Origin of the sequence: Pseudomonas monteilii (assembly GCA_001534745.1) — a bacterium.
Classification (GTDB): domain Bacteria; phylum Pseudomonadota; class Gammaproteobacteria; order Pseudomonadales; family Pseudomonadaceae; genus Aquipseudomonas; species Aquipseudomonas alabamensis.
In genome coordinates, this window is record CP013997.1 from 808,079 (window position 1) to 825,234 (window position 17,156).

Annotated in this window: 15 protein-coding genes and 1 pseudogene; 11 read left to right on the top strand and 5 right to left on the bottom strand. The window is 65.9% G+C overall.

What is annotated here, in order from left to right:
* The first annotated feature begins 66 nt into the window (after positions 1 to 66).
* The 4 genes from APT63_03645 (at position 67) to APT63_03660 (ending at position 2,061) form a co-directional block, all read left to right on the top strand.
* Positions 67 to 252 (top strand): hypothetical protein, encoded by a 186-nt coding sequence (locus APT63_03645; GenBank protein ID AMA44777.1) that lies wholly within the window; start codon positions 67 to 69, stop codon positions 250 to 252.
* Positions 252 to 512 (top strand): hypothetical protein, encoded by a 261-nt coding sequence (locus tag APT63_03650; protein AMA44778.1) that lies wholly within the window; start codon positions 252 to 254, stop codon positions 510 to 512. The genes APT63_03645 and APT63_03650 overlap by 1 nt, the downstream gene beginning before the upstream one ends.
* Positions 513 to 526: 14 nt before the next feature.
* Positions 527 to 1,150: a hypothetical protein gene (locus APT63_03655; GenBank protein ID AMA44779.1), complete on the top strand. Its 624-nt coding sequence runs from the start codon at positions 527 to 529 to the stop codon at positions 1,148 to 1,150.
* 95 nt (positions 1,151 to 1,245) lie between these two features.
* Complete coding sequence (locus APT63_03660; protein AMA44780.1) at positions 1,246 to 2,061, top strand: peptidase M48; 816 nt, start codon at positions 1,246 to 1,248, stop codon at positions 2,059 to 2,061.
* A 104-nt stretch (positions 2,062 to 2,165) separates the two neighbouring features.
* On the opposite strand, the gene APT63_03665 is transcribed toward APT63_03660, so the two are convergent.
* The 3 genes from APT63_03665 to APT63_03675 all read right to left on the bottom strand — a co-directional run bounded on the left by APT63_03665 (position 2,166) and on the right by APT63_03675 (position 5,008).
* Positions 2,166 to 2,750, bottom strand: coding sequence for a hypothetical protein (locus APT63_03665; GenBank protein ID AMA44781.1), 585 nt, complete (start codon positions 2,748 to 2,750; stop codon positions 2,166 to 2,168).
* Between the two features lie 247 nt (positions 2,751 to 2,997).
* The gene (locus tag APT63_03670; GenBank protein AMA44782.1) at positions 2,998 to 3,996 is read right to left on the bottom strand and encodes a 16S rRNA methyltransferase; all 999 of its coding nucleotides are present in this window, start codon (positions 3,994 to 3,996) and stop codon (positions 2,998 to 3,000) included.
* 49 nt (positions 3,997 to 4,045) lie between these two features.
* Complete coding sequence (locus APT63_03675) at positions 4,046 to 5,008, bottom strand: glycerate dehydrogenase (GenBank protein ID AMA44783.1); 963 nt, start codon at positions 5,006 to 5,008, stop codon at positions 4,046 to 4,048.
* 255 nt (positions 5,009 to 5,263) lie between these two features.
* Here APT63_03675 and APT63_03680 point away from each other — a divergent pair, with 255 nt between their 5' ends.
* The 4 genes from APT63_03680 to APT63_03695 all read left to right on the top strand — a co-directional run bounded on the left by APT63_03680 (position 5,264) and on the right by APT63_03695 (position 10,408).
* Complete coding sequence (locus APT63_03680; protein AMA44784.1) at positions 5,264 to 7,138, top strand: adhesin; 1,875 nt, start codon at positions 5,264 to 5,266, stop codon at positions 7,136 to 7,138.
* Between the two features lie 150 nt (positions 7,139 to 7,288).
* Positions 7,289 to 8,896 (top strand): hypothetical protein, encoded by a 1,608-nt coding sequence (locus tag APT63_03685; protein ID AMA44785.1) that lies wholly within the window; start codon positions 7,289 to 7,291, stop codon positions 8,894 to 8,896.
* Complete coding sequence (locus APT63_03690) at positions 8,893 to 9,585, top strand: histidine kinase (GenBank protein ID AMA44786.1); 693 nt, start codon at positions 8,893 to 8,895, stop codon at positions 9,583 to 9,585. The genes APT63_03685 and APT63_03690 overlap by 4 nt, the downstream gene beginning before the upstream one ends.
* Before the next feature lie 121 nt (positions 9,586 to 9,706).
* Positions 9,707 to 10,408 carry a cell envelope biogenesis protein OmpA gene (locus tag APT63_03695; GenBank protein AMA44787.1) on the top strand — a complete coding sequence of 234 codons (702 nt, stop codon included), beginning with the start codon at positions 9,707 to 9,709 and terminating at the stop codon, positions 10,406 to 10,408.
* A gap of 430 nt (positions 10,409 to 10,838) precedes the next feature.
* On the opposite strand, the gene APT63_03700 is transcribed toward APT63_03695, so the two are convergent.
* Positions 10,839 to 12,926, bottom strand: coding sequence for a phosphate acetyltransferase (locus APT63_03700; GenBank protein ID AMA44788.1), 2,088 nt, complete (start codon positions 12,924 to 12,926; stop codon positions 10,839 to 10,841).
* Positions 12,927 to 13,256: 330 nt separating this feature from the next.
* Between APT63_03700 and APT63_03705 the strand changes: the two genes are divergently transcribed.
* Positions 13,257 to 13,742, top strand: coding sequence for a peptidylprolyl isomerase (locus tag APT63_03705; protein AMA44789.1), 486 nt, complete (start codon positions 13,257 to 13,259; stop codon positions 13,740 to 13,742).
* Between the two features lie 143 nt (positions 13,743 to 13,885).
* Positions 13,886 to 14,368 (top strand): glutathione peroxidase, encoded by a 483-nt coding sequence (locus APT63_03710; GenBank protein ID AMA44790.1) that lies wholly within the window; start codon positions 13,886 to 13,888, stop codon positions 14,366 to 14,368.
* 124 nt (positions 14,369 to 14,492) lie between these two features.
* Here APT63_03710 and APT63_03715 read toward each other — a convergent pair.
* Positions 14,493 to 15,632: pseudogene (locus tag APT63_03715) on the bottom strand (glycoside hydrolase).
* 175 nt (positions 15,633 to 15,807) lie between these two features.
* On the opposite strand from APT63_03715, the gene APT63_03720 reads away from it, so the two are divergent.
* Complete coding sequence (locus tag APT63_03720) at positions 15,808 to 17,124, top strand: chemotaxis protein (protein AMA44791.1); 1,317 nt, start codon at positions 15,808 to 15,810, stop codon at positions 17,122 to 17,124.
* Positions 17,125 to 17,156 lie beyond the last annotated feature (32 nt).

The following is a 17,156-nucleotide window of genomic DNA, read 5'->3' on the forward strand; positions in this document are numbered from 1 at the left end:
GATGCGAAATGGCGCGGTCTACAGGCAGACCGGCAATTATACGCACAAGTCTTCCCGGAGGCCGCGATGCTTGAAGAAGCGTTCTACGATTGCCCTTACTGCGGCGAGACGGTGGACACCTCGGTCGACCTGTCTGGCGGCGATCAGACGTACATCGAAGACTGCCAGGTCTGCTGCCGGCCGATCGTCTTCACCCTGCACGTGCAGGACGACGAATGGACCCTGCAGACGCGCAGCGAGGATGAGGCCTGATGCGGCGGATCTACGACCCGGAAAACCTCATGGAAGCCCAGTTGCTGACCGACATGCTGGCCAGCGAGGGCGTGGTCGCGCACCTGGCCGGACGGCATCTGACCGGTGCGCTCGGTGAGCTGCCGGTGCAGGGGCTGCTGGCCCTGGCAGTCGCCGATGAGGACGCCGAACGCGCGCGCGAGCTGATCGCCGCGTACACTAGCGCTCAGCCACTGGCCGGTGACGAGCCGGAGAGTTTTTCTGCCATCTTGATCTGTTAGGCCCTTTACGCCCCATGTCTGGACGTTATGCACTGTTTCGCTGGCCGCCGACCTTTACGGCACTGCCCGGCTTTCCTGACGGGCAGCCGCCGCGCTGGAACATTGCGCCCGGGGCCCGGGTGCTCATCCAGCGACAGGTCGACGGCCAATTGCACGTGGCCCAGGCGCGCTGGGGCCTGACGCCGGCCTGGCTCACCGACCTGACGCGAACGCCGGCCCATGCCCGTGCCGAAACCCTGGCCGATCAGCCGATGTTCCGCGACGCCTTCGTCCAGCGCCGTTGCCTGATGCCGGCCAATGGGTTCTACGAATGGCGCGGCACCGCACGCAAGCGGCCCTATTGGCTGACCGACGGGCAGGGCGGCCTGTTGGCCTTCGCGGCGGTCTGGGAGGCTTATCCGGTACAGGATCAGGTCTGGTTGAGCTGCGCGATGGTCACCCAGGCCGCCATGAATCAGCGTCGGCCGCTGCTGCTCGATGCCGCCGCACAAGCGGCCTGGCTCGACCCCCAGACGCCGATGCCACGGCTGCACGAACTGCTCGCCCAGCCGCCGGCGAGCCTGCGCGAGCGCCTGCTCGCCAATTTCGTCAACGACCCGGCGCTGGACGCGCCCGAGTGCCTGACCCCGGCTTCGTGATGCAGGTCGCACTGGCGAGGCAAACCGCCGCGTGGCGCTGGCTTGGAGCGGGCGTTACGCCTAGGATACGCGGCACGTAAAAAGGGAGTGTTTTCATGCGCAAGTCATTCGTCGCCAGCGCCTTGGGCGCCAGCATCCTGCTCGCCGGCTGCCAGGCCGTGAACACCACCAGCGGCGGAGCCGTGGGGGTAGAGCGCAAACAGTACATGTTCAGCATGCTGTCGACCGACGAGGTCAACCAGATGTACGCCCAGTCCTACCAGCAGACCTTGAGCGAAGCCTCGAGCAAGGGTGTGCTGGAGAAGAGCGGCGTCAACGCCAAGCGGGTCCAGGCGATCGCCGATCGCTTGATCGCCCAGGCGCCGCTGTTCCGCCCCGACGCGGCGCAGTGGAAGTGGGAGGTCAACCTGATCGACAGCGACGAACTCAACGCCAACTGCGGCCCAGGCGGCAAGATCATCGTCTACAGCGGCCTGATCGAACAGCTCAAGCTCACCGACGATGAGCTGGCCGCGGTCATGGGTCACGAGATCGCCCACGCCTTGCGCGAACACGGCCGCGAAGCCATGTCCAAGGCCTATGGCGTGCAGATGGCCCGCCAGGGCGCCGGCGCGATCTTCGGGTTGGGCGACACCAGCCTGGCACTGGCCGACAAGGTCGTCGAGTACTCCCTGACCCTGCCCAACAGCCGCTCCAACGAGAACGAAGCCGACCTCATCGGCCTGGAGCTGTCGGCACGCGCGGGCTACAACCCGAATGCCGCCATCACCTTGTGGAACAAGATGACCCAGGCCTCCAATGGCGCGCCGCCCGAGTTCATGAGCACCCACCCGGCCTCGAGCAGCCGGATCGCTTCGCTTCAGGCCGCGATTCCGAAAGTCATGCCGCTTTATCAGGCGGCGAAGAAGTAGGCGAGTGGCACGCTAGAAGCTGAGCGTGGCGCCTGGGCGTCTTCGAGCATGAGCTGCTCGGGTTGCCCGGGTGTGGCGTGCCGCCTCTAGCATACGGCGTGCCGCTATACCCACCCGCTGCTTTGCATCGCCGCGTAGACCGCCACCGCAGCCAGGACGAAGAAGGCGGCGGCGGCCAGGCGGCGAATCAGCGCCAGCGGCAGTCGGTCGGCGGCGAAGTTGCCGGCCAGCACCACTGGAACGTTGGCGATCAGCATGCCGACGGTGGTCCCGATGATGACCATGATCAGCGATGGATACTGCGCGGCCAGCATGACCGTGGCCACCTGGGTCTTATCGCCGATTTCGGCGAGGAAAAAGGCGATCAGCGTGGTGAGGAAGGGGCCGAAGCGACGCGCAGTGGAGGCTTCGTCGTCGTCGAGCGTGTCCGGCACCAGCGTCCACAAGGCCGTGGCGGCGAAGCTGGCTGCCAGGATCCAGTGCAGCACGGTATCGCTGAAGAAGTCCCCGACCCATGCGCCTACCGCGCCTGCCGCTGCATGGTTGGCCAAGGTCGCGGCGACGATGCCGGCGATGATCGGCCAGGGCTTGCGAAAGCGGGCCGCGAGCACGAGCGCGAGCAACTGTGTCTTGTCGCCGATTTCGGCGAGCGCCACGATGGCGGTGGGGACGAGCAACGATTCCAGCATCAGGATTCCTACAGGGGCGGGTCGACACGGCTATGACACGTACGACCTCCCCGCCCCGGGTAAGGTGTGCGTGTCATAGGTCTTGTCAAACCCCGGATCCGTCTGCGCGGACCGTGGGTCGCATGCGCCATGGCCTGAGGGCCAAGTATGTTGACGCATGCCGGGCGAGCAGGGCGCTCGCGGGAGACTACTCCCCTAGGACGGGGCGGATTCTGCCTAGCCGGGCGCCGTTGGGCAAGTGTTGTTTTCAGCCACGTCGCGCGCTGTAGATCCTGAACCCCTGGCCTTCGCCCAGCACCTGACACGACCCCAACGCCTGTTCGATCAACGGTTGATAGCGCAGGAAGCTATTGGCAACCAGGCGCAGTTCGCCGCCTTTTCTCAAGTATTCGCCGGATTTTCGCAGCAAGTTCTCCGCCGCTTCGTAATGGGTATGGACGCCGGTGTGGAAGGGCGGATTGCTGAGGATCACGGTCAGCTCACGCGGTGCAGCCTCGATGCCGTCGCCACTGAGCACCTCGCCCTGCAGGCCATTGGCGGCCAGGGTCAGACGGCTGCTGGCCACGGCGAATGCATCGACGTCCAGCAAGGTGACGTCGCTGGCCGGAGAACGCCGCTTCACGACCGCGCCCAGCACGCCAGCGCCGCAGCCGAAATCGAGTACCTTGCCTTCGGGCAGCGCATCGAGGTGATCCAGCAACAGGGCCGTGCCCTTGTCCAGGCGGCCATGGCTGAAGACGCCTGGCAAGCTGACGACCTGCAGCGGACCGTCTGCCAGGGCCAGCTCGAAGTGCTCGGCCAGCGCTTCCACAGGCCGTGCAGGCGGCGCGTCCTGCACGCTCACCTGCCAGAGCTGGCAATGCCGGGCGCTGTCGAGCTTGCGCGGCGCGCCAAAGCGTTGCAGCTGCTTGGCCGCGCCTTCGATGCCGCCGCGCTTCTCGCCGACCAGGTAGAGCGTGCCGGTGGTCATCTGACCCGCCAGGGCCTCGAGCAGGTAGGCCGCCAGGTCGCGTGACTTGGGCAGGAACAGCACGGCGGCTTCGAAGGCATGCTCGGCAGGTGCGACACCGTGATGGACGCGGCCGGCGAAGCGCTGCTCGAGACGGGCCAGGTCGCCTGCGTGCCAGGTCCAGCCCCGGGCCTGTGGCAGGCGTCCGAGCAGATCGTCCGGCGGCAGGCCGGCCAACAGGACCTGACCCTGGAAAAGCTCGGCCTGACGAAGCAACACTTCACTGCGCGGGTCCATGGGGGAGTGTCTCCTGGCAAAAAGGGCGCAGTTTAGCAGAGCCGTCGGGCTAGACGACGCGGCGGGGTTGTCCGGCAAGGAACGCTTGGGCGTTTTCGGCGAGCTGACCGACGATGCGCTGGCGGGCCTCAACGGCGCCCCAGGCGCTGTGCGGCGTGACGATCAGGCGCGGCACATCCGTCGCCAGCAACGGGTTGCCTGCCACCGGCGGTTCGGTGCTCAGCACGTCGGTCGCCGCACCCCCCAGGTGCCCGCTGCGCAGGGCATCGGCCAAGGCCTGCTCGTCGATCAGCCCGCCGCGCGCTGTGTTCACCACCAACGCACCGGGTTTGAGCAGCGCCAGTTCACGGGCGCCGAGCATGTGCCGGGTGCGCTCGTTCAAAGGGCAATGCAAGGTCAGCGCATCGACCTGTGGCAGCAGCTCGTCCAGCGGCAGGCGGTCCGCGCGCGCCGGACGGCCTGGCACCTGGCCGCTGAGCACGCGCATGCCGAACGCTTCGGCCAGCCGTGCCACCGCACCGCCCAGCTCGCCGTGGCCGAGCAGGCCCAGTGTCTTGCCTTCCAGCTCGACGATGGGGAAATCCAGCAGGCAGAACTGACTGGCCTGCGCCCAGCGACCCTCGGCGACCGCCTGGCGGTAGTCGCACAGGCGCGTGGCCAGGGCCAGCAGCAGGGCCAGGGTGTGTTGCGCGACCGAAGGTGTGCCGTAGCCCTGGCAGTTGCACACCGTGATGCCCTGGGCACGCGCAGCGGGCAGGTCGACGTTGTTGGTGCCGGTGGCGGCCACCAGGATCAGGTCGATGTGCGGGTTGGCCTGAAGAATGGCGGCGTCGAGCACGACCTTGTTGGTGATCACCACCGAGGCGCCCCGCAGGTGCTCGGCAATCTGGTCGGGAGACGTGGCGTCGTACAAGGTGAACGTATCGAACAGGCGTTGCAGGGGCGACAGGTCGAGATCCCCCAGGTCGAGCGAGTGATGGTCGAGAAACACGGCATGACGTGGGCTGGGCATGAAGACTCCACTGGCGAGAGGGCAGAGGTGGACAGTGGCCCAGCGGAGGGTCGGTTGACAAGCCTGACGTCTGGCGCGCGCTGGCACTGGCCTTATCCATCCGATCACGACCCAGGCCAAAATGGCCGAGCCAGTCTGACGATGCTCCCGCTACACTGCGTCCGGCAACGTCCGCCGCCTGCCGTGGTCAGACCTCTGCCTGCGGCGACCCGGCCGCGCCGTTCTGCGTGCCTACCTTGATCTGGAGAACCGTCGATGACCTCTGCCCGCGCCTGTTGGCGACGTGCCCGCCTGCCACTGGCCATCAGCCTGGCATCCTCGCTCGCCCCACCTGCGTTCGGCGTCAGCTTCAACATCGGCGAAGTGGAAGCGCAACTGGACACCACGCTGTCGATCGGCGCTGGCTGGTCCACCGCCAAGCCCGACAAGGGATTGATCGGCGCCAACAACGGTGGTCGGGGGCTGGCGCCGATCAGTGATGACGGGCGGCAGAACTTCAAGCGCGGCGAGACCTTCTCCAAGGTCTTCACCGGGCTACATGGTCTGGAGCTGAAGTATGGCGACAGCGGGGTATACCTGCGGGGCCGCTACTGGTACGACTTCGAACTCAAGGACGAAGGCCGTCCGTTCAAGGACATCGACGATTCGCACCGCGCGCGCAGTGCGCGGTCCTCCGGTGGCGAACTGCTCGAGGCATTCGCCTACCACCATTACACCCTCGGCGCGCAGCCCGGCACGGTCCGCCTGGGACGGCAGGTGGTGAACTGGGGCGAGGGCCTGTTTATCGGCGGCGGCATCAATGCCATCAACCGCACAGACGTCAGCGCCTTCCGGCGGCCTGGCACCGCGCTCAAGGACGGGCAGGCGCCCGTCAATCTGTTCTACGTGTCCCAGCAACTGACCGATGCCGTGTCGGCCGAGGCGTTCTATCAGCTCGAGTGGGCGCAAACCGATGGCGAGAACTGCGGCACGTTCTTTTCACAGTCCGATGTCCTGGGCAACGGCTGCACCGACAACCTGCGCCTGCTCGACAGCCGTCGCACCGTGTCGGCGGCCGACCAGGCGCTCCTGGCCGGGCAGGGGGTGGCCATGGACGACGAAGGCGTCAAGGTCGGGCGAGGCGTGGACCGCGACGCCCGGGACGGCGGTCAGTTCGGGCTGGCCTTGCACTACCGCTTCGAGCCGCTGGACACCGAGTTCGGTGCCTACGTCATGAACTACCACAGCCGGCTGCCGTTCCTGAACGCCCGAGGCGCCTCGGCATCGGCGCTGGCCGCGAGTCAGACGCTGCCCGAGGCACTGCGCCCCCTGGCCTTGGGCGGCAACAGCCGCTATGCCGTGGCGTACCCGGAAGACATCCGCCTGTACGGGGTGAGCTTCGCCACGACGCTGCCCACGGGCATGGCCTGGCGTGGTGAACTGAGCTACCGGCCCAACGCGCCCGTGCAGCTCAATACCCACGATGTCCTGTACGCCAGCCTGCGCCCTGCCGGTGGCGCCTGGGCCGAGGCCTCGTTGCTCGACGGGGCCGTCGGCGAGGCGATACCCGGCTACCGGCGCAAGGACGTCACGCAGTTCCAGACCTCGTTGACCCAGGTGTTCGACCAGCTCATGGGCGCTCGTCGCTTCACCGTGATGGGGGAGCTGGGCATGACCTACGTGGGCGGCCTGGACAGCACCCACCAGGCGCGCTACGGCCGCGATGCCGTGTTTGGTCCCGGGCCTTTGCCCCAGGCCGATGGCGGGAACGGCTGCGCCCGACTGAATGCCAGCACCTACGCAGGTTCAGGCCTCGGCAACGGCGCCGATCCTGGCCGTCACTGCGAAAACGACGGTTATACCACCCGTCTGGCGTGGGGCTATCGTGCGCGTGCGGCCTGGGAGTACGACAACGTCTTCGCCGGTGTCGACCTCACGCCGAGCATCGCCTGGTCCCACGACGTTTCGGGCTATTCGCCAGGCCCGCAGTCGACGTTCGAAGAGGGCCGCAAGGCCGTGAGCCTGGGGCTGGACGCCGAGTACCAGAACACGTACATGGCCAGCGTGGCCTACACCAACTTCTTCGGCGGCGCCTACAGCACGATGAGCGATCGCGACTTCCTGACGCTGAGCGTGGGCGTGAAGTTCTAGCCGTTCTTCACGTCGGGAAATGATGGCTCGACGCCATCGGACGCCTGTGATGAAATCCGGCTCATCTTTTCCCGATGGCGGTCGATAGCCTGCATGGCGTCTGGCAACGGCATGCGCCATTTCCCTTCTACACCAGGACAGGTCGCGTAGATGCTGCAGTACGGGCAAAAATCCTTTCTGATCGTCGACGACTACACCGACTTCCGGACGTCGACGCGTTCCATGCTGCGCGAGCTCGGTGCTCGCGATGTGGACACCGCCGACAGTGGCGAGCAGGCGCTGCGCCTGTGCGCGCAGAAGCGCTACGATTTCGTGCTCCAGGACTTCCACCTGGGCGATGGCAAGAAGAACGGCCAGCAGGTGCTCGAGGACCTGATCATCGACAAGTTGATCAGCCATGAATGCGTGTTCCTGATGGTCACGGCCGAAAGCAGCCAGGCGATCGTGCTCAGCGCCATCGAGCACGAGCCCGATGCCTACCTCACCAAGCCCTTCAACCGTGTCGGGCTGGCGCAGCGTCTGGAGAAACTGACCCAGCGCAAGGCCTTGCTCAAGCCGATCCTGCAGGCCCTGGACCGGGGTCGCCCTGGCGAAGTGCTGGCGGCCTGCGCGGAGCTGTGCAAGAAGGACCCACGGTTCGCACCGTTGTGCCTGCGCTACCGCGCCGACGCCATGCGCGACCTGAACCGCTTCGAGGAGCTGGAGAAGTTCCTCAAGGCGATCCTGGCCAGCCGTCCACAGCCCTGGGCCTACGCGGCGCTGGGCAACCTCATGCACAAGCGCGGCAAGTACGGCCAGGCCCAGGGCGTCTTCGAGCAGGCGCTCAAGGCCTTCCCGATCATGCCCAACCTGTACGACGGCATGGCCGAGGCGCTGGTGGCGCAGGGCGACACCCAGCGCGCGCAGACCCTGCTCGAGGAGGCCGTACGCCTGTCGCCCCTGGCGGTGCGCCGTCAATCGCTGCTGGGCAAGCTGGCGATGGAGAACGGCGACTTCGACGGTGCGGCCAGGGCTTTCCGCCAGGCGGTCAACCAGGGCAAGAGTTCGCGCTACAAGGACCCGGAGTGCAACCTGGGCCTGGCCCAGGCACTGATGAGTCGGGGCCAGGCCCAGGGCCTGGATGCGCGGGCGCGGGTCGAAATCAATACCACGCTCAGCGAAGTGGCCAAGGAAAACGCCGACGATCCAGGCCTCCAGGTGCGTGCGCGCATGATGAAGGCGGCCAGCCTGCAGCAGGTCGGCGATCCCGACACGGCGCTCAAGCTGACCGAACAGGCCGTGCAGCGGCTGGAGAAGATGGACCAGTTCTTCTCCGTGGATGCCGCGCTGACCGTGGCCAAGCAACTGCAGCAACTGGGGCAGGGCGAGGCGGCCAACAACATTCTCAAGAGCTGCGTCGAAACCTATGGCGACGACCCGAAGGTCATGGACAGTGTCTCGCAACTGACCGACGACCCGAGCGTGCTCACTGCCGTGACCCAGGCCGTCGAGCTCAACCGCCAAGGCGTGCGCAGCTACCAGGCCGGTGCCGTGCCGCAGGCGCTGGACACCTTCCGGCGCGCGCTCGGCATGCAACCGAAGAACATCAGCATCGCCTTGAACACCACCCAGGCCCTGCTGCGGATCGCTGGCGACAAGCTATCCGATGACATCCTGCAAGAGTGCCGTCGTAGCCTCCAAGGCGTTTCGGGCATTCCCACCAGCGACAGCCGCTACGAACGCTACCGTAAACTGCACCTTCGAGTCTTTGGCGCATGAATCAGGAAAACCAGGGGCTGGATTTCTCCACGGTGATCGCCTCCACCGTACACGACATGAAGAACTCCCTGGCCGCACTGATCCAGGCCCATGGCCAGTGGGTCGCGCGAATGCCCGAGGACCTGCGCACCGGTGCCGAACACGGCGTGATCGAGCACGAGTTCGCCCACCTCAACAGCATGCTGGTGCAGTTGCTGGGGCTGTACAAGCTGGGGGTCAACCAGCTGCCGGTGTGCCCGGACTACCACGAGCTGGATGACTTCATCGAGGCGCAGCTGGCCCTGCACCAGGACGTGCTGGTGCAACGCAACATCCAGGCCTCGTGGCGTGTGGATGCCTTCAGCCCGCTGGGGTTCTTCGACCGCGAACTGGTCGCGTCGGTGGTGGGCAACATGATCGACAACGCCGTTCGGCATGCCGGCCATGCCTTGCTGCTGACCATCGACGAGGAAGACGAGCAGCTGGTCATCAGCATCAATGACGATGGCCCGGGCTACCCGCAGGCCATGCTCGATCGCCAGAAGGAGTTCATCCAGGGCATCGAGCCGAGCAGCGGCAGTACGGGCCTTGGGCTGTACTTCGCCTCGCGTATCGCGGCGTTGCACGGGCGCGACGGTATCCAGGGGCGTATCGAGATCTCCAACGGCGGTGCGTTGGGCGGTGGCGTGTTCCGCCTGTTCCTGCCCTAGAGGCGCGTCGCAGGGGGCGGGTGCGCCCCGGGCAAGGAATTTTTCTCCGCGATCACGATCCAAACCGGCACGGGCCTGCCAGAGGCCCCACGCACTTTTTGAATCGAGTAGGAGCTTGCCCATGTTCAACATGCAGCGTCTTGTCATCGCAGTCACGGCGGCCGCCGTGATGTCCGGTTGCGCCAGCCAGAACCCTTACACCGACCAGGGCCAGGCGTCGGGTGGCGTGAGCAAGACGGCCAAGTACGGCGGACTCGGCGCACTGGCAGGCGCCGTGGCAGGCGCGGCCATCGACCACAATCACCGGGGCAAGGGTGCGTTGATCGGCGCGGCGGCCGTGGGCGCGGCAGCGGCGGGCTACGGCTATTACGCCGATCGCCAGGAAGCCGCCTTGCGCGAAAGCATGGCCAACACGGGCGTCGAAGTGCAGCGCGAGGGCGATCAGATCAAGCTGATCATGCCGGGCAACATCACCTTCGCCACCGATTCGGCGAGCATCTCGCCCAGTTTCTACAAGCCGCTCAATGACCTGGCTGGCTCGTTCAAGCAGTTCAACCAGAACACCATCGAAGTCGTCGGTTTCACCGACAGCACCGGCAGCCGTCAACACAACATGGATCTGTCCCAGCGCCGCGCCCAGGCGGTCAGCAGCTACCTGACGTCGCAAGGGGTGGATCCTTCCCGCGTCTCGGCACGCGGCCTGGGGCCAGACCAGCCGATCGCCAGCAACGCCGACACCAACGGTCGCGCGCAGAACCGCCGCGTCGAAGTGAACCTCAAGCCCATTCCCGGCCAGGACTACCAGCAGCAAGGGCAGCAGTAAACGGTGGGCCGGGCTGGCGTCGTCCTTCGAGGAGGACGGCGCCGGTCAGGCCGCCATCGCGGGCAAGCCCGCTCCCACAAGTGCCAGATCGGGCCAGACTACCGCATCAGCCCTGGTCTCATGCCGATGCAGGCTGTGCTGACAAGCCGGTTCTTGCGGGTCCATGCAGGCTGATTCCTGTGGGTCCATGCAGGCTATGCCGGCAGACCTGCCCAGATGGCAAAACCAGCCTATGGGAGCTGGCTTGCCAGCGATGGCGGCAGTGCCGTCACCCTCGACATGGAATTGGCCTTCAGCTCACGGCAGACGCAATAGCAGCAGCAGGCTGCCCAGGTGGCAAAACCAACCTGTGGGAGCTGGCTTGCCAGCGATGGCGACAGCGCCGTCACCGCCGTCCATCTATCCTTCCCTGCACGCACCAACCCCTCTCTCAGACCGTACTCGCCTGAATCGCCGTCAGGGCAATGGTATGGACGATGTCATCCACCTGCGCACCTCGCGGCAAATCGTTCACCGGCTTGCGCAGCCCTTGCAGCATCGGGCCCAGGCTCACGCAATCGGCACTGCGCTGCACGGCCTTGTGCGTGGTGTTGCCCGTGTTGAGGTCGGGGAACACGAACACCGTGGCACGCCCTGCTACCGGGCTGTCGGGGGCCAGCTGTCGTGCGATGGCCGGATTGGCCGCCGCGTCGTACTGCAGAGGGCCATCGATCACCAGGGACGCCTGCTCCTGCTGCGCCAGGCGCGTGGCTTCGCGCACCTTCGCCACCTCATCGTCGGTCACCGCCTGGTCGCTGGAGTAGCTGAGCATCGCCACCCGTGGCGCGATGCCGAAAGCCTGCGCCGACGCCGCACTCTGCCGGGCGATCTGCGCCAGCTCGTCCGCGTCAGGGTGCGGGTTCATCATGCAGTCGCCGTAGACCAGCACCTGCTCGGGGAACAGCATGAAGTACACCGACGACACCAGGCTGTTGCCCGGTGCGGTCTTGATCAGCTGCAAGGCCGGGCGGATGGTGTTGGCGGTCGAGTGCACCAGCCCCGACACCAGCCCATCGACCTCGTCCAGCGCCAGCATCATGGTCCCGATCACTACCGGGTCTTCCAGCTGCTGCTCGGCCATCGGGGCGTTGAGGCTCTTGCTCTTGCGCAGGCGCACCATCGGTTCGACGTACTGGGCACGGATCCGGTCCGGGTCGAGAATCTCCAGCCCTGGCGGCAGCACGATGCCCTGGGCCTGGGCGACGGCCTGGACCTCCTCGGGCTTGGCCAGCAGCACGCAGCGCGCAATGCCTCGCTCCTGGCAGATGGCCGCAGCCTGGATGGTCAGCGGCTCGGCGCCCTCCGGCAGGACGATGCGCTTGTCGACCTGGCGGGCGCGCTGGATCAGCTGGTAGCGGAACACCGCCGGCGACAGGCGCAGCTCCCGCGGTGTGCCGCAGCGTTGATGCAGCCAGGCGGCATCCAGGTGGCTGGCGACGAAGTCGGTGATGACTTCCGCACGCTCCCGGTCATCCACCGGAATTTCCCGGTTCAGCTGGTGCAACTGATTGGCCGTCTCGAACGAGCCGGTGCCGACCGACAGCAGCGGCAACCCGGCCTGCAAGGCCCCCTGGCACAGCCCCAGGATCCGGGGATCGGGCTTGCTGTCGCTGGTCAGTAACAGGCCTGCCAGCGGCACGCCATTGATCGCTGCCAAGCTCACCGCCAGGATGATGTCGTCGCGATCGCCTGGGGTCACCACCAGCGTGCCCGGCTTGAGCAAAGGCACCGTATTGGCCACGGTGCGTGCGCAGATGATCGTGGTGTTCATGCGCCGCTGCTCGTAGTCGCCGGCATTGAGCACCTGGGCGCCGAGCAGTTCGGCCACATCGCGGGTACGCGGCGCGTTCAGCTCGGCCTGGTAGGGGATGCAGCCGAGCAGCCGGAAATCGTCCCCGCGCAGCAGCGGCAGATGCTCGCGCAAGCGGCTAGCGAAGGCGGGCATGCTCTCTTCGCTGCGCACCTTGTTCAGGATCACCCCCAGCACCTTGGGGTCGCGTGGGCCGCCGAACAGCTGCGCCTGCAATTCCACGCGGCCGGAGAGCTCGCTGAGCGCCTCGTGCTCGGCGGCCGACACCAGGATCACCTCGGCGTCGAGGCTCTTGGCCAGGTGCAGGTTGACCCGCGCCGCATAGCTGGCATGGCGTGTCGGCACCATGCCTTCGACCACCACCACGTCATTGTCGACGCAGGCCTGCTGGTACAGGCGAATGATCTGTTCGAGCAGTTCGTCCAGCTGCCCGTCGCCGAGCATGCGCTCCACATGCGACAGGCTCAGGGGCGTGGGCGGCTTGATCCCGTGGGTGCGGGCGACCAGTTCGGTGGAGCGCTCCGGGCCGGTGTCGCCCGGGTGGGGCTGGGCGATCGGCTTGAAGAAGCCTACCTTCAGGCCCGCGCGCTCCAGCACACGGACCAGTCCCAGGCTGATGGACGTCAGGCCGACACCGAAATCGGTCGGCGCGATGAAGAATGTCTGCATGCAGGCTCTCGAACGCAACGGGTGGAGGATCAGGCCCCAAGAGTAGTCCCATCGGCCCCTCGAGCGCACCAGCCGCAGGCAAATACCTGCCCCAGGCAGTCGGCCCGGCGTTCGGCATCCAGCACCCACGGGCGCACCTGCCAGGGTGGCTGGTGGCGCAGGTGCTGGGTATGGCCGCAGGACAGCTCGACCACCCAGTGGCCGTGGTCGTCTTGATGAAAAGCGACCATCCGACTGGTGGGGGCGACATCTTCGGAGGCGCGTTCGCAATCGGGCGATGCCTTGGTTACACTTGTCCGTTCTACATTCTTTTGCAAAGGTCTCCTCCCCATGCTGATTGCCGCCAACAAGGCTGTCTCGATCGACTATACCCTGACCAACGACGCCGGGGAGGTCATCGACAGCTCCGCCGGTGGTGCGCCGCTGGTCTACCTGCACGGTGCAAGCAACATCATCCCGGGTCTGGAAAAGGCCCTGGAAGGCAAGCAGGCCGGTGACGAACTGAATGTCGCCGTCGAGCCCGAAGATGCCTACGGCGAGTACATGGCCGAGTTGGTCAGCACCCTGAACCGCAGCATGTTCGAGGGCGTCGACCAACTGGAAGTCGGCATGCAGTTCCACGCCTCGGCGCCGGATGGCCAGATGCAGATCGTCACCATTCGTGACCTGGACGGCGACGACGTGACCGTCGACGGCAATCACCCGCTGGCCGGCCAGCGCCTGAACTTCAAGGTCAAGGTCGTCGACGTTCGCGACGCCACCGAAGAAGAGATCGCTCATCGCCACATCCATGGCGAAGGTGGTCACCAGCACTGATTTCTGCGCTAAGCTCAGAAGCAGAAACGAGGCGCTGGGTACGCCGGACATGCGCGCTCGCAACGCATGACCGGCGCGCCCAGCGCCTTTTTGATGCGCAACGTTCATTGCCGCGATGACCGGCATGTTGGGGGAATCTCATCATGAGTGCGTTTCACGACCTCACCCTGCAGACCCTGGACGGCGCGCCGTTGCCCCTGGCGCCGTTCAAGGACAGGGTGACGCTGGTGGTCAACGTCGCTTCCAAGTGTGGGCTGACGCCCCAATACTCGGCGCTGGAAGCGCTCTATCAGCGCTACAAGGACCGCGGCCTGACGGTGCTGGGCCTGCCGTGCAACCAGTTCGCTGGCCAGGAGCCTGGAACCGAGCAGGAGATCCAGCAGTTCTGCAGTGTCACGTACGGGGTGACATTCCCCATGGCGGCCAAGCTCGAGGTCAACGGGCCTCACCGTCACCCGTTGTACCGTCTGCTGGCCGGGGAGGGCGCCGAATTCCCGGGTGACATCACTTGGAATTTCGAGAAGTTCCTGGTCGGCAAGGATGGGCGCGTGCTGGCACGCTTCGCACCTCGTACGTCGCCTGACGATCCGGCGGTGGTCCAGGCCATCGAGAAAGCCTTGGCCTGACGTCATGCGTCAGGCAGTGTGATGCTCACTTTGGCGACAGGGACTTCGCCGAAGGTGAGGCCGTGAGGTCCGCTCCAGCGATCGGGCGTGTCTCCGACACGGCGTCTACAGCCCTGCTCGAGGGCCGGCAGGCCTCACGCAGATACCCCTCGAACTGTTCGACGATGGTCGACCAGCCCTGTCGACTGGCGTGCCACCGTGCATTGAGTCGAACCCGACGCAAATGCTCGTCCTCCTCCAGCAACCAGCTGGCCGCTTCGATGAACCCGCTCTGATCGCCCGGCATGGCCACTACGCCATTGTCGCCATGACGAATGTGCTGGGCGGCGGCGGCCTGGTCGTAGGCCACCACGCCCAGGCCTGAAGCCATCGCTTCGAGCACGACATTGCCGAACGTCTCGCTCAGGCTTGGAAACAGGAACAGGTCGCCACTGGCGTAGTGCTCCGCCAGCGCCTCGCCCTGCTGCGCGCCGCAGAAGACGGCCTCTGGCAACTGCTGTTCCAGGGTAGCGCGTTGGGGTCCGTCGCCGACGATCACCAGGCGCATGCGGCGCGCTGGATGAGCCTGGCGCAGGGCCAGCAGGCAAGGGCGCAGCAACCCCAGGTTCTTTTCCGTGGCCAGCCGTCCGACATGCAGCACCGCGATGTCGTCCGGGCCGATGCCCCAGCGATCGCGTAGCGCCTGGCTGCGCCGACACGGGGTGAACAGCGAGGCGTCGACGCCACGACTCAAGAGCGCCAGACGTTCGAAGCCACGACGTTCCAGCTCAGTCCGCTGGCTGAGGCTCGGTACCAGCGTCAGGGCGGTCCGGCGATGGAACCAGCGCAGGTAGTGGGTCACCGGTCGGGTCAGCAGGCCGAAGCCATAGTGCCCGGCATACTGCGCGAAATTCGTGTGAAAGCCACTGACCACGGCGATGTTCAAGCGCCTGGCCGCCCGCAGCGCGTTCAATCCCAGCGGGCCTTCGGTAGCAATGTAGAGCACATCCGGCCGCTCCCGGCGCCACTCACGCAGCAGCACGCCCAGGGCGATCTCGCCCCACTGCAAGCCTGGGTAGCCTGGCAATGACCATCCGCGTGACAGCAGCACCTGCGGTCCTGGCGGTGTGGCCAGATCGACCGCCTGGCGAGGGCGCAGTACCTGCACGCGGTGGCCACGCTGCCGCAACCCGTCGGCCAGGCGCCCAAGGGTGTTGGCCACGCCATTGATCTCGGGTGGGAAGGTTTCGCTGACCAAGGTGATGCGCAGGGACGGTGTGCTCATACAGAACAGTATGGACGCTCTGCATTGCAGCGACGTGTCATCGCCATGACCCCCTGATGACGACGTGCCAGGTCGAATGGGGACGCGTGAATATTTATTCACGCCACTCAAGAATCGCTCGCACTTGGCCGATGGCCTGTCAACGAACCCTCGATGCCCTCCAAGGAGAGCGGTAATGTTCCACAACAAACTGAAGAAAGAACTCCAGCGCCTGCGCGAAGACCTGCTGTCGGTCTCGCAGATCAAGACGAGTCTCGACAACGAGATGCTGGTGCTTCAGCTCGATCCACAGGGACGCATCGAGTCGGTCAACGGCAATTTCGAACGGGACATGCATTACCGCGCCGAGCAGCTGGTGGGACGGCCGCTCGAGGACATCGTGCCGCCCCACGTGAAGACGTTGGAATTCCACCAGCGCATGAGCCGTGCCATCCGCAATGGCGAGCATTACCACGGGGCGTTCAGGCTGTTGCGTGGCGACGGTGAAGAGGCCTGGCTGCGCTCGATCCTGCAACCGGTGCTGGATGCTTCAGGCCGTATCAGGTGCTTCACCATCCACTCCAGCGACCTGACCCGTACCATCAAGACGTCGCGCGAGCATGAAAGCCTGATCAAGGCCCTGCAACGCTCCACGGCGGTGATCGAGTTCAACCTCGACGGCGAAGTGCTGACCGCCAACGAGCGCTTCCTGGAGGCGACCGGCTACACGTTGGAGCAGATCCGCGGCAAGCATCATCGCATCTTCTGCGAACCCGAACAGGCACGCTCGAGCGATTACCAGGCCTTCTGGGAAAAGCTGCGACGCGGTGAATACATTGCCGATCGCTTTGAGCGCGTCGATTCACGGGGCCGTACCATCTGGCTGGAGGCTTCGTACAACCCGATCTTCGATGCCCACGACGTGCTCTACAAAGTGGTCAAGTTCGCCACGGTGATCACCGACCAGGTCAATCAGGAGCAGGCGGTGTCCAGGGCTGCGGACATCGCCCATTCGACCTCGGTGCAGACCGACGCCAGCGCCCGCAAGGCCAGCGAAGTGGTCAGCCAGTCGATGGGGGTGATGCGCGAGCTGGAGGCCTGCATGCAGCAGGCCGCCGAGAGCATCGAGGCGCTGGACAAGCAGTCGCGGGTGATCGGCGCGATCATCAAGACCATCAGCGACATCGCCGGGCAGACCAACCTGCTGGCACTCAATGCGGCCATCGAGGCCGCCCGGGCGGGCGAGCAGGGGCGGGGGTTCGCCGTGGTCGCCGACGAAGTGCGCCAATTGGCCTCGCGTACCAGTGGCGCGACCGAGGAAATCGCCCAGGTGGTGAAGCAGAACGAGCAACTCGCTCAGGCGGCGGTGGCGATCATCGACGCCAGCAAACGCCAGGCCGAGCAGAGCCTGGCGCTGGCAGGGCAGACCGATGCGGTGATCGCCGAGATTCAGGATGGCGCGCGCCAGGTGGTCGGCGCGGTAGGCCAGTTCGCCCATCAACTGGGTCGATGAGCGAACGGACACGCCCCGTCATGGGGGCGATA

What these genes read in the sequence shown, in the direction of transcription:
- APT63_03720 (AMA44791.1), top strand. Translation starts at nt 15,808, where the DNA reads ATGTTCCACAACAAACTGAAGAAAGAACTCCAGCGCCTGCGCGAAGAC.
- APT63_03670 (AMA44782.1), bottom strand. Translation starts at nt 3,996, where the DNA reads ATGGACCCGCGCAGTGAAGTGTTGCTTCGTCAGGCCGAGCTTTTCCAG.
- APT63_03680 (AMA44784.1), top strand. Translation starts at nt 5,264, where the DNA reads ATGACCTCTGCCCGCGCCTGTTGGCGACGTGCCCGCCTGCCACTGGCC.
- APT63_03690 (AMA44786.1), top strand. Translation starts at nt 8,893, where the DNA reads ATGAATCAGGAAAACCAGGGGCTGGATTTCTCCACGGTGATCGCCTCC.
- APT63_03685 (AMA44785.1), top strand. Translation starts at nt 7,289, where the DNA reads ATGCTGCAGTACGGGCAAAAATCCTTTCTGATCGTCGACGACTACACC.
- APT63_03655 (AMA44779.1), top strand. Translation starts at nt 527, where the DNA reads ATGTCTGGACGTTATGCACTGTTTCGCTGGCCGCCGACCTTTACGGCA.
- APT63_03695 (AMA44787.1), top strand. Translation starts at nt 9,707, where the DNA reads ATGTTCAACATGCAGCGTCTTGTCATCGCAGTCACGGCGGCCGCCGTG.
- APT63_03650 (AMA44778.1), top strand. Translation starts at nt 252, where the DNA reads ATGCGGCGGATCTACGACCCGGAAAACCTCATGGAAGCCCAGTTGCTG.
- APT63_03705 (AMA44789.1), top strand. Translation starts at nt 13,257, where the DNA reads ATGCTGATTGCCGCCAACAAGGCTGTCTCGATCGACTATACCCTGACC.
- APT63_03645 (AMA44777.1), top strand. Translation starts at nt 67, where the DNA reads ATGCTTGAAGAAGCGTTCTACGATTGCCCTTACTGCGGCGAGACGGTG.
- APT63_03675 (AMA44783.1), bottom strand. Translation starts at nt 5,008, where the DNA reads ATGCCCAGCCCACGTCATGCCGTGTTTCTCGACCATCACTCGCTCGAC.
- APT63_03660 (AMA44780.1), top strand. Translation starts at nt 1,246, where the DNA reads ATGCGCAAGTCATTCGTCGCCAGCGCCTTGGGCGCCAGCATCCTGCTC.
- APT63_03665 (AMA44781.1), bottom strand. Translation starts at nt 2,750, where the DNA reads ATGCTGGAATCGTTGCTCGTCCCCACCGCCATCGTGGCGCTCGCCGAA.
- APT63_03710 (AMA44790.1), top strand. Translation starts at nt 13,886, where the DNA reads ATGAGTGCGTTTCACGACCTCACCCTGCAGACCCTGGACGGCGCGCCG.
- APT63_03700 (AMA44788.1), bottom strand. Translation starts at nt 12,926, where the DNA reads ATGCAGACATTCTTCATCGCGCCGACCGATTTCGGTGTCGGCCTGACG.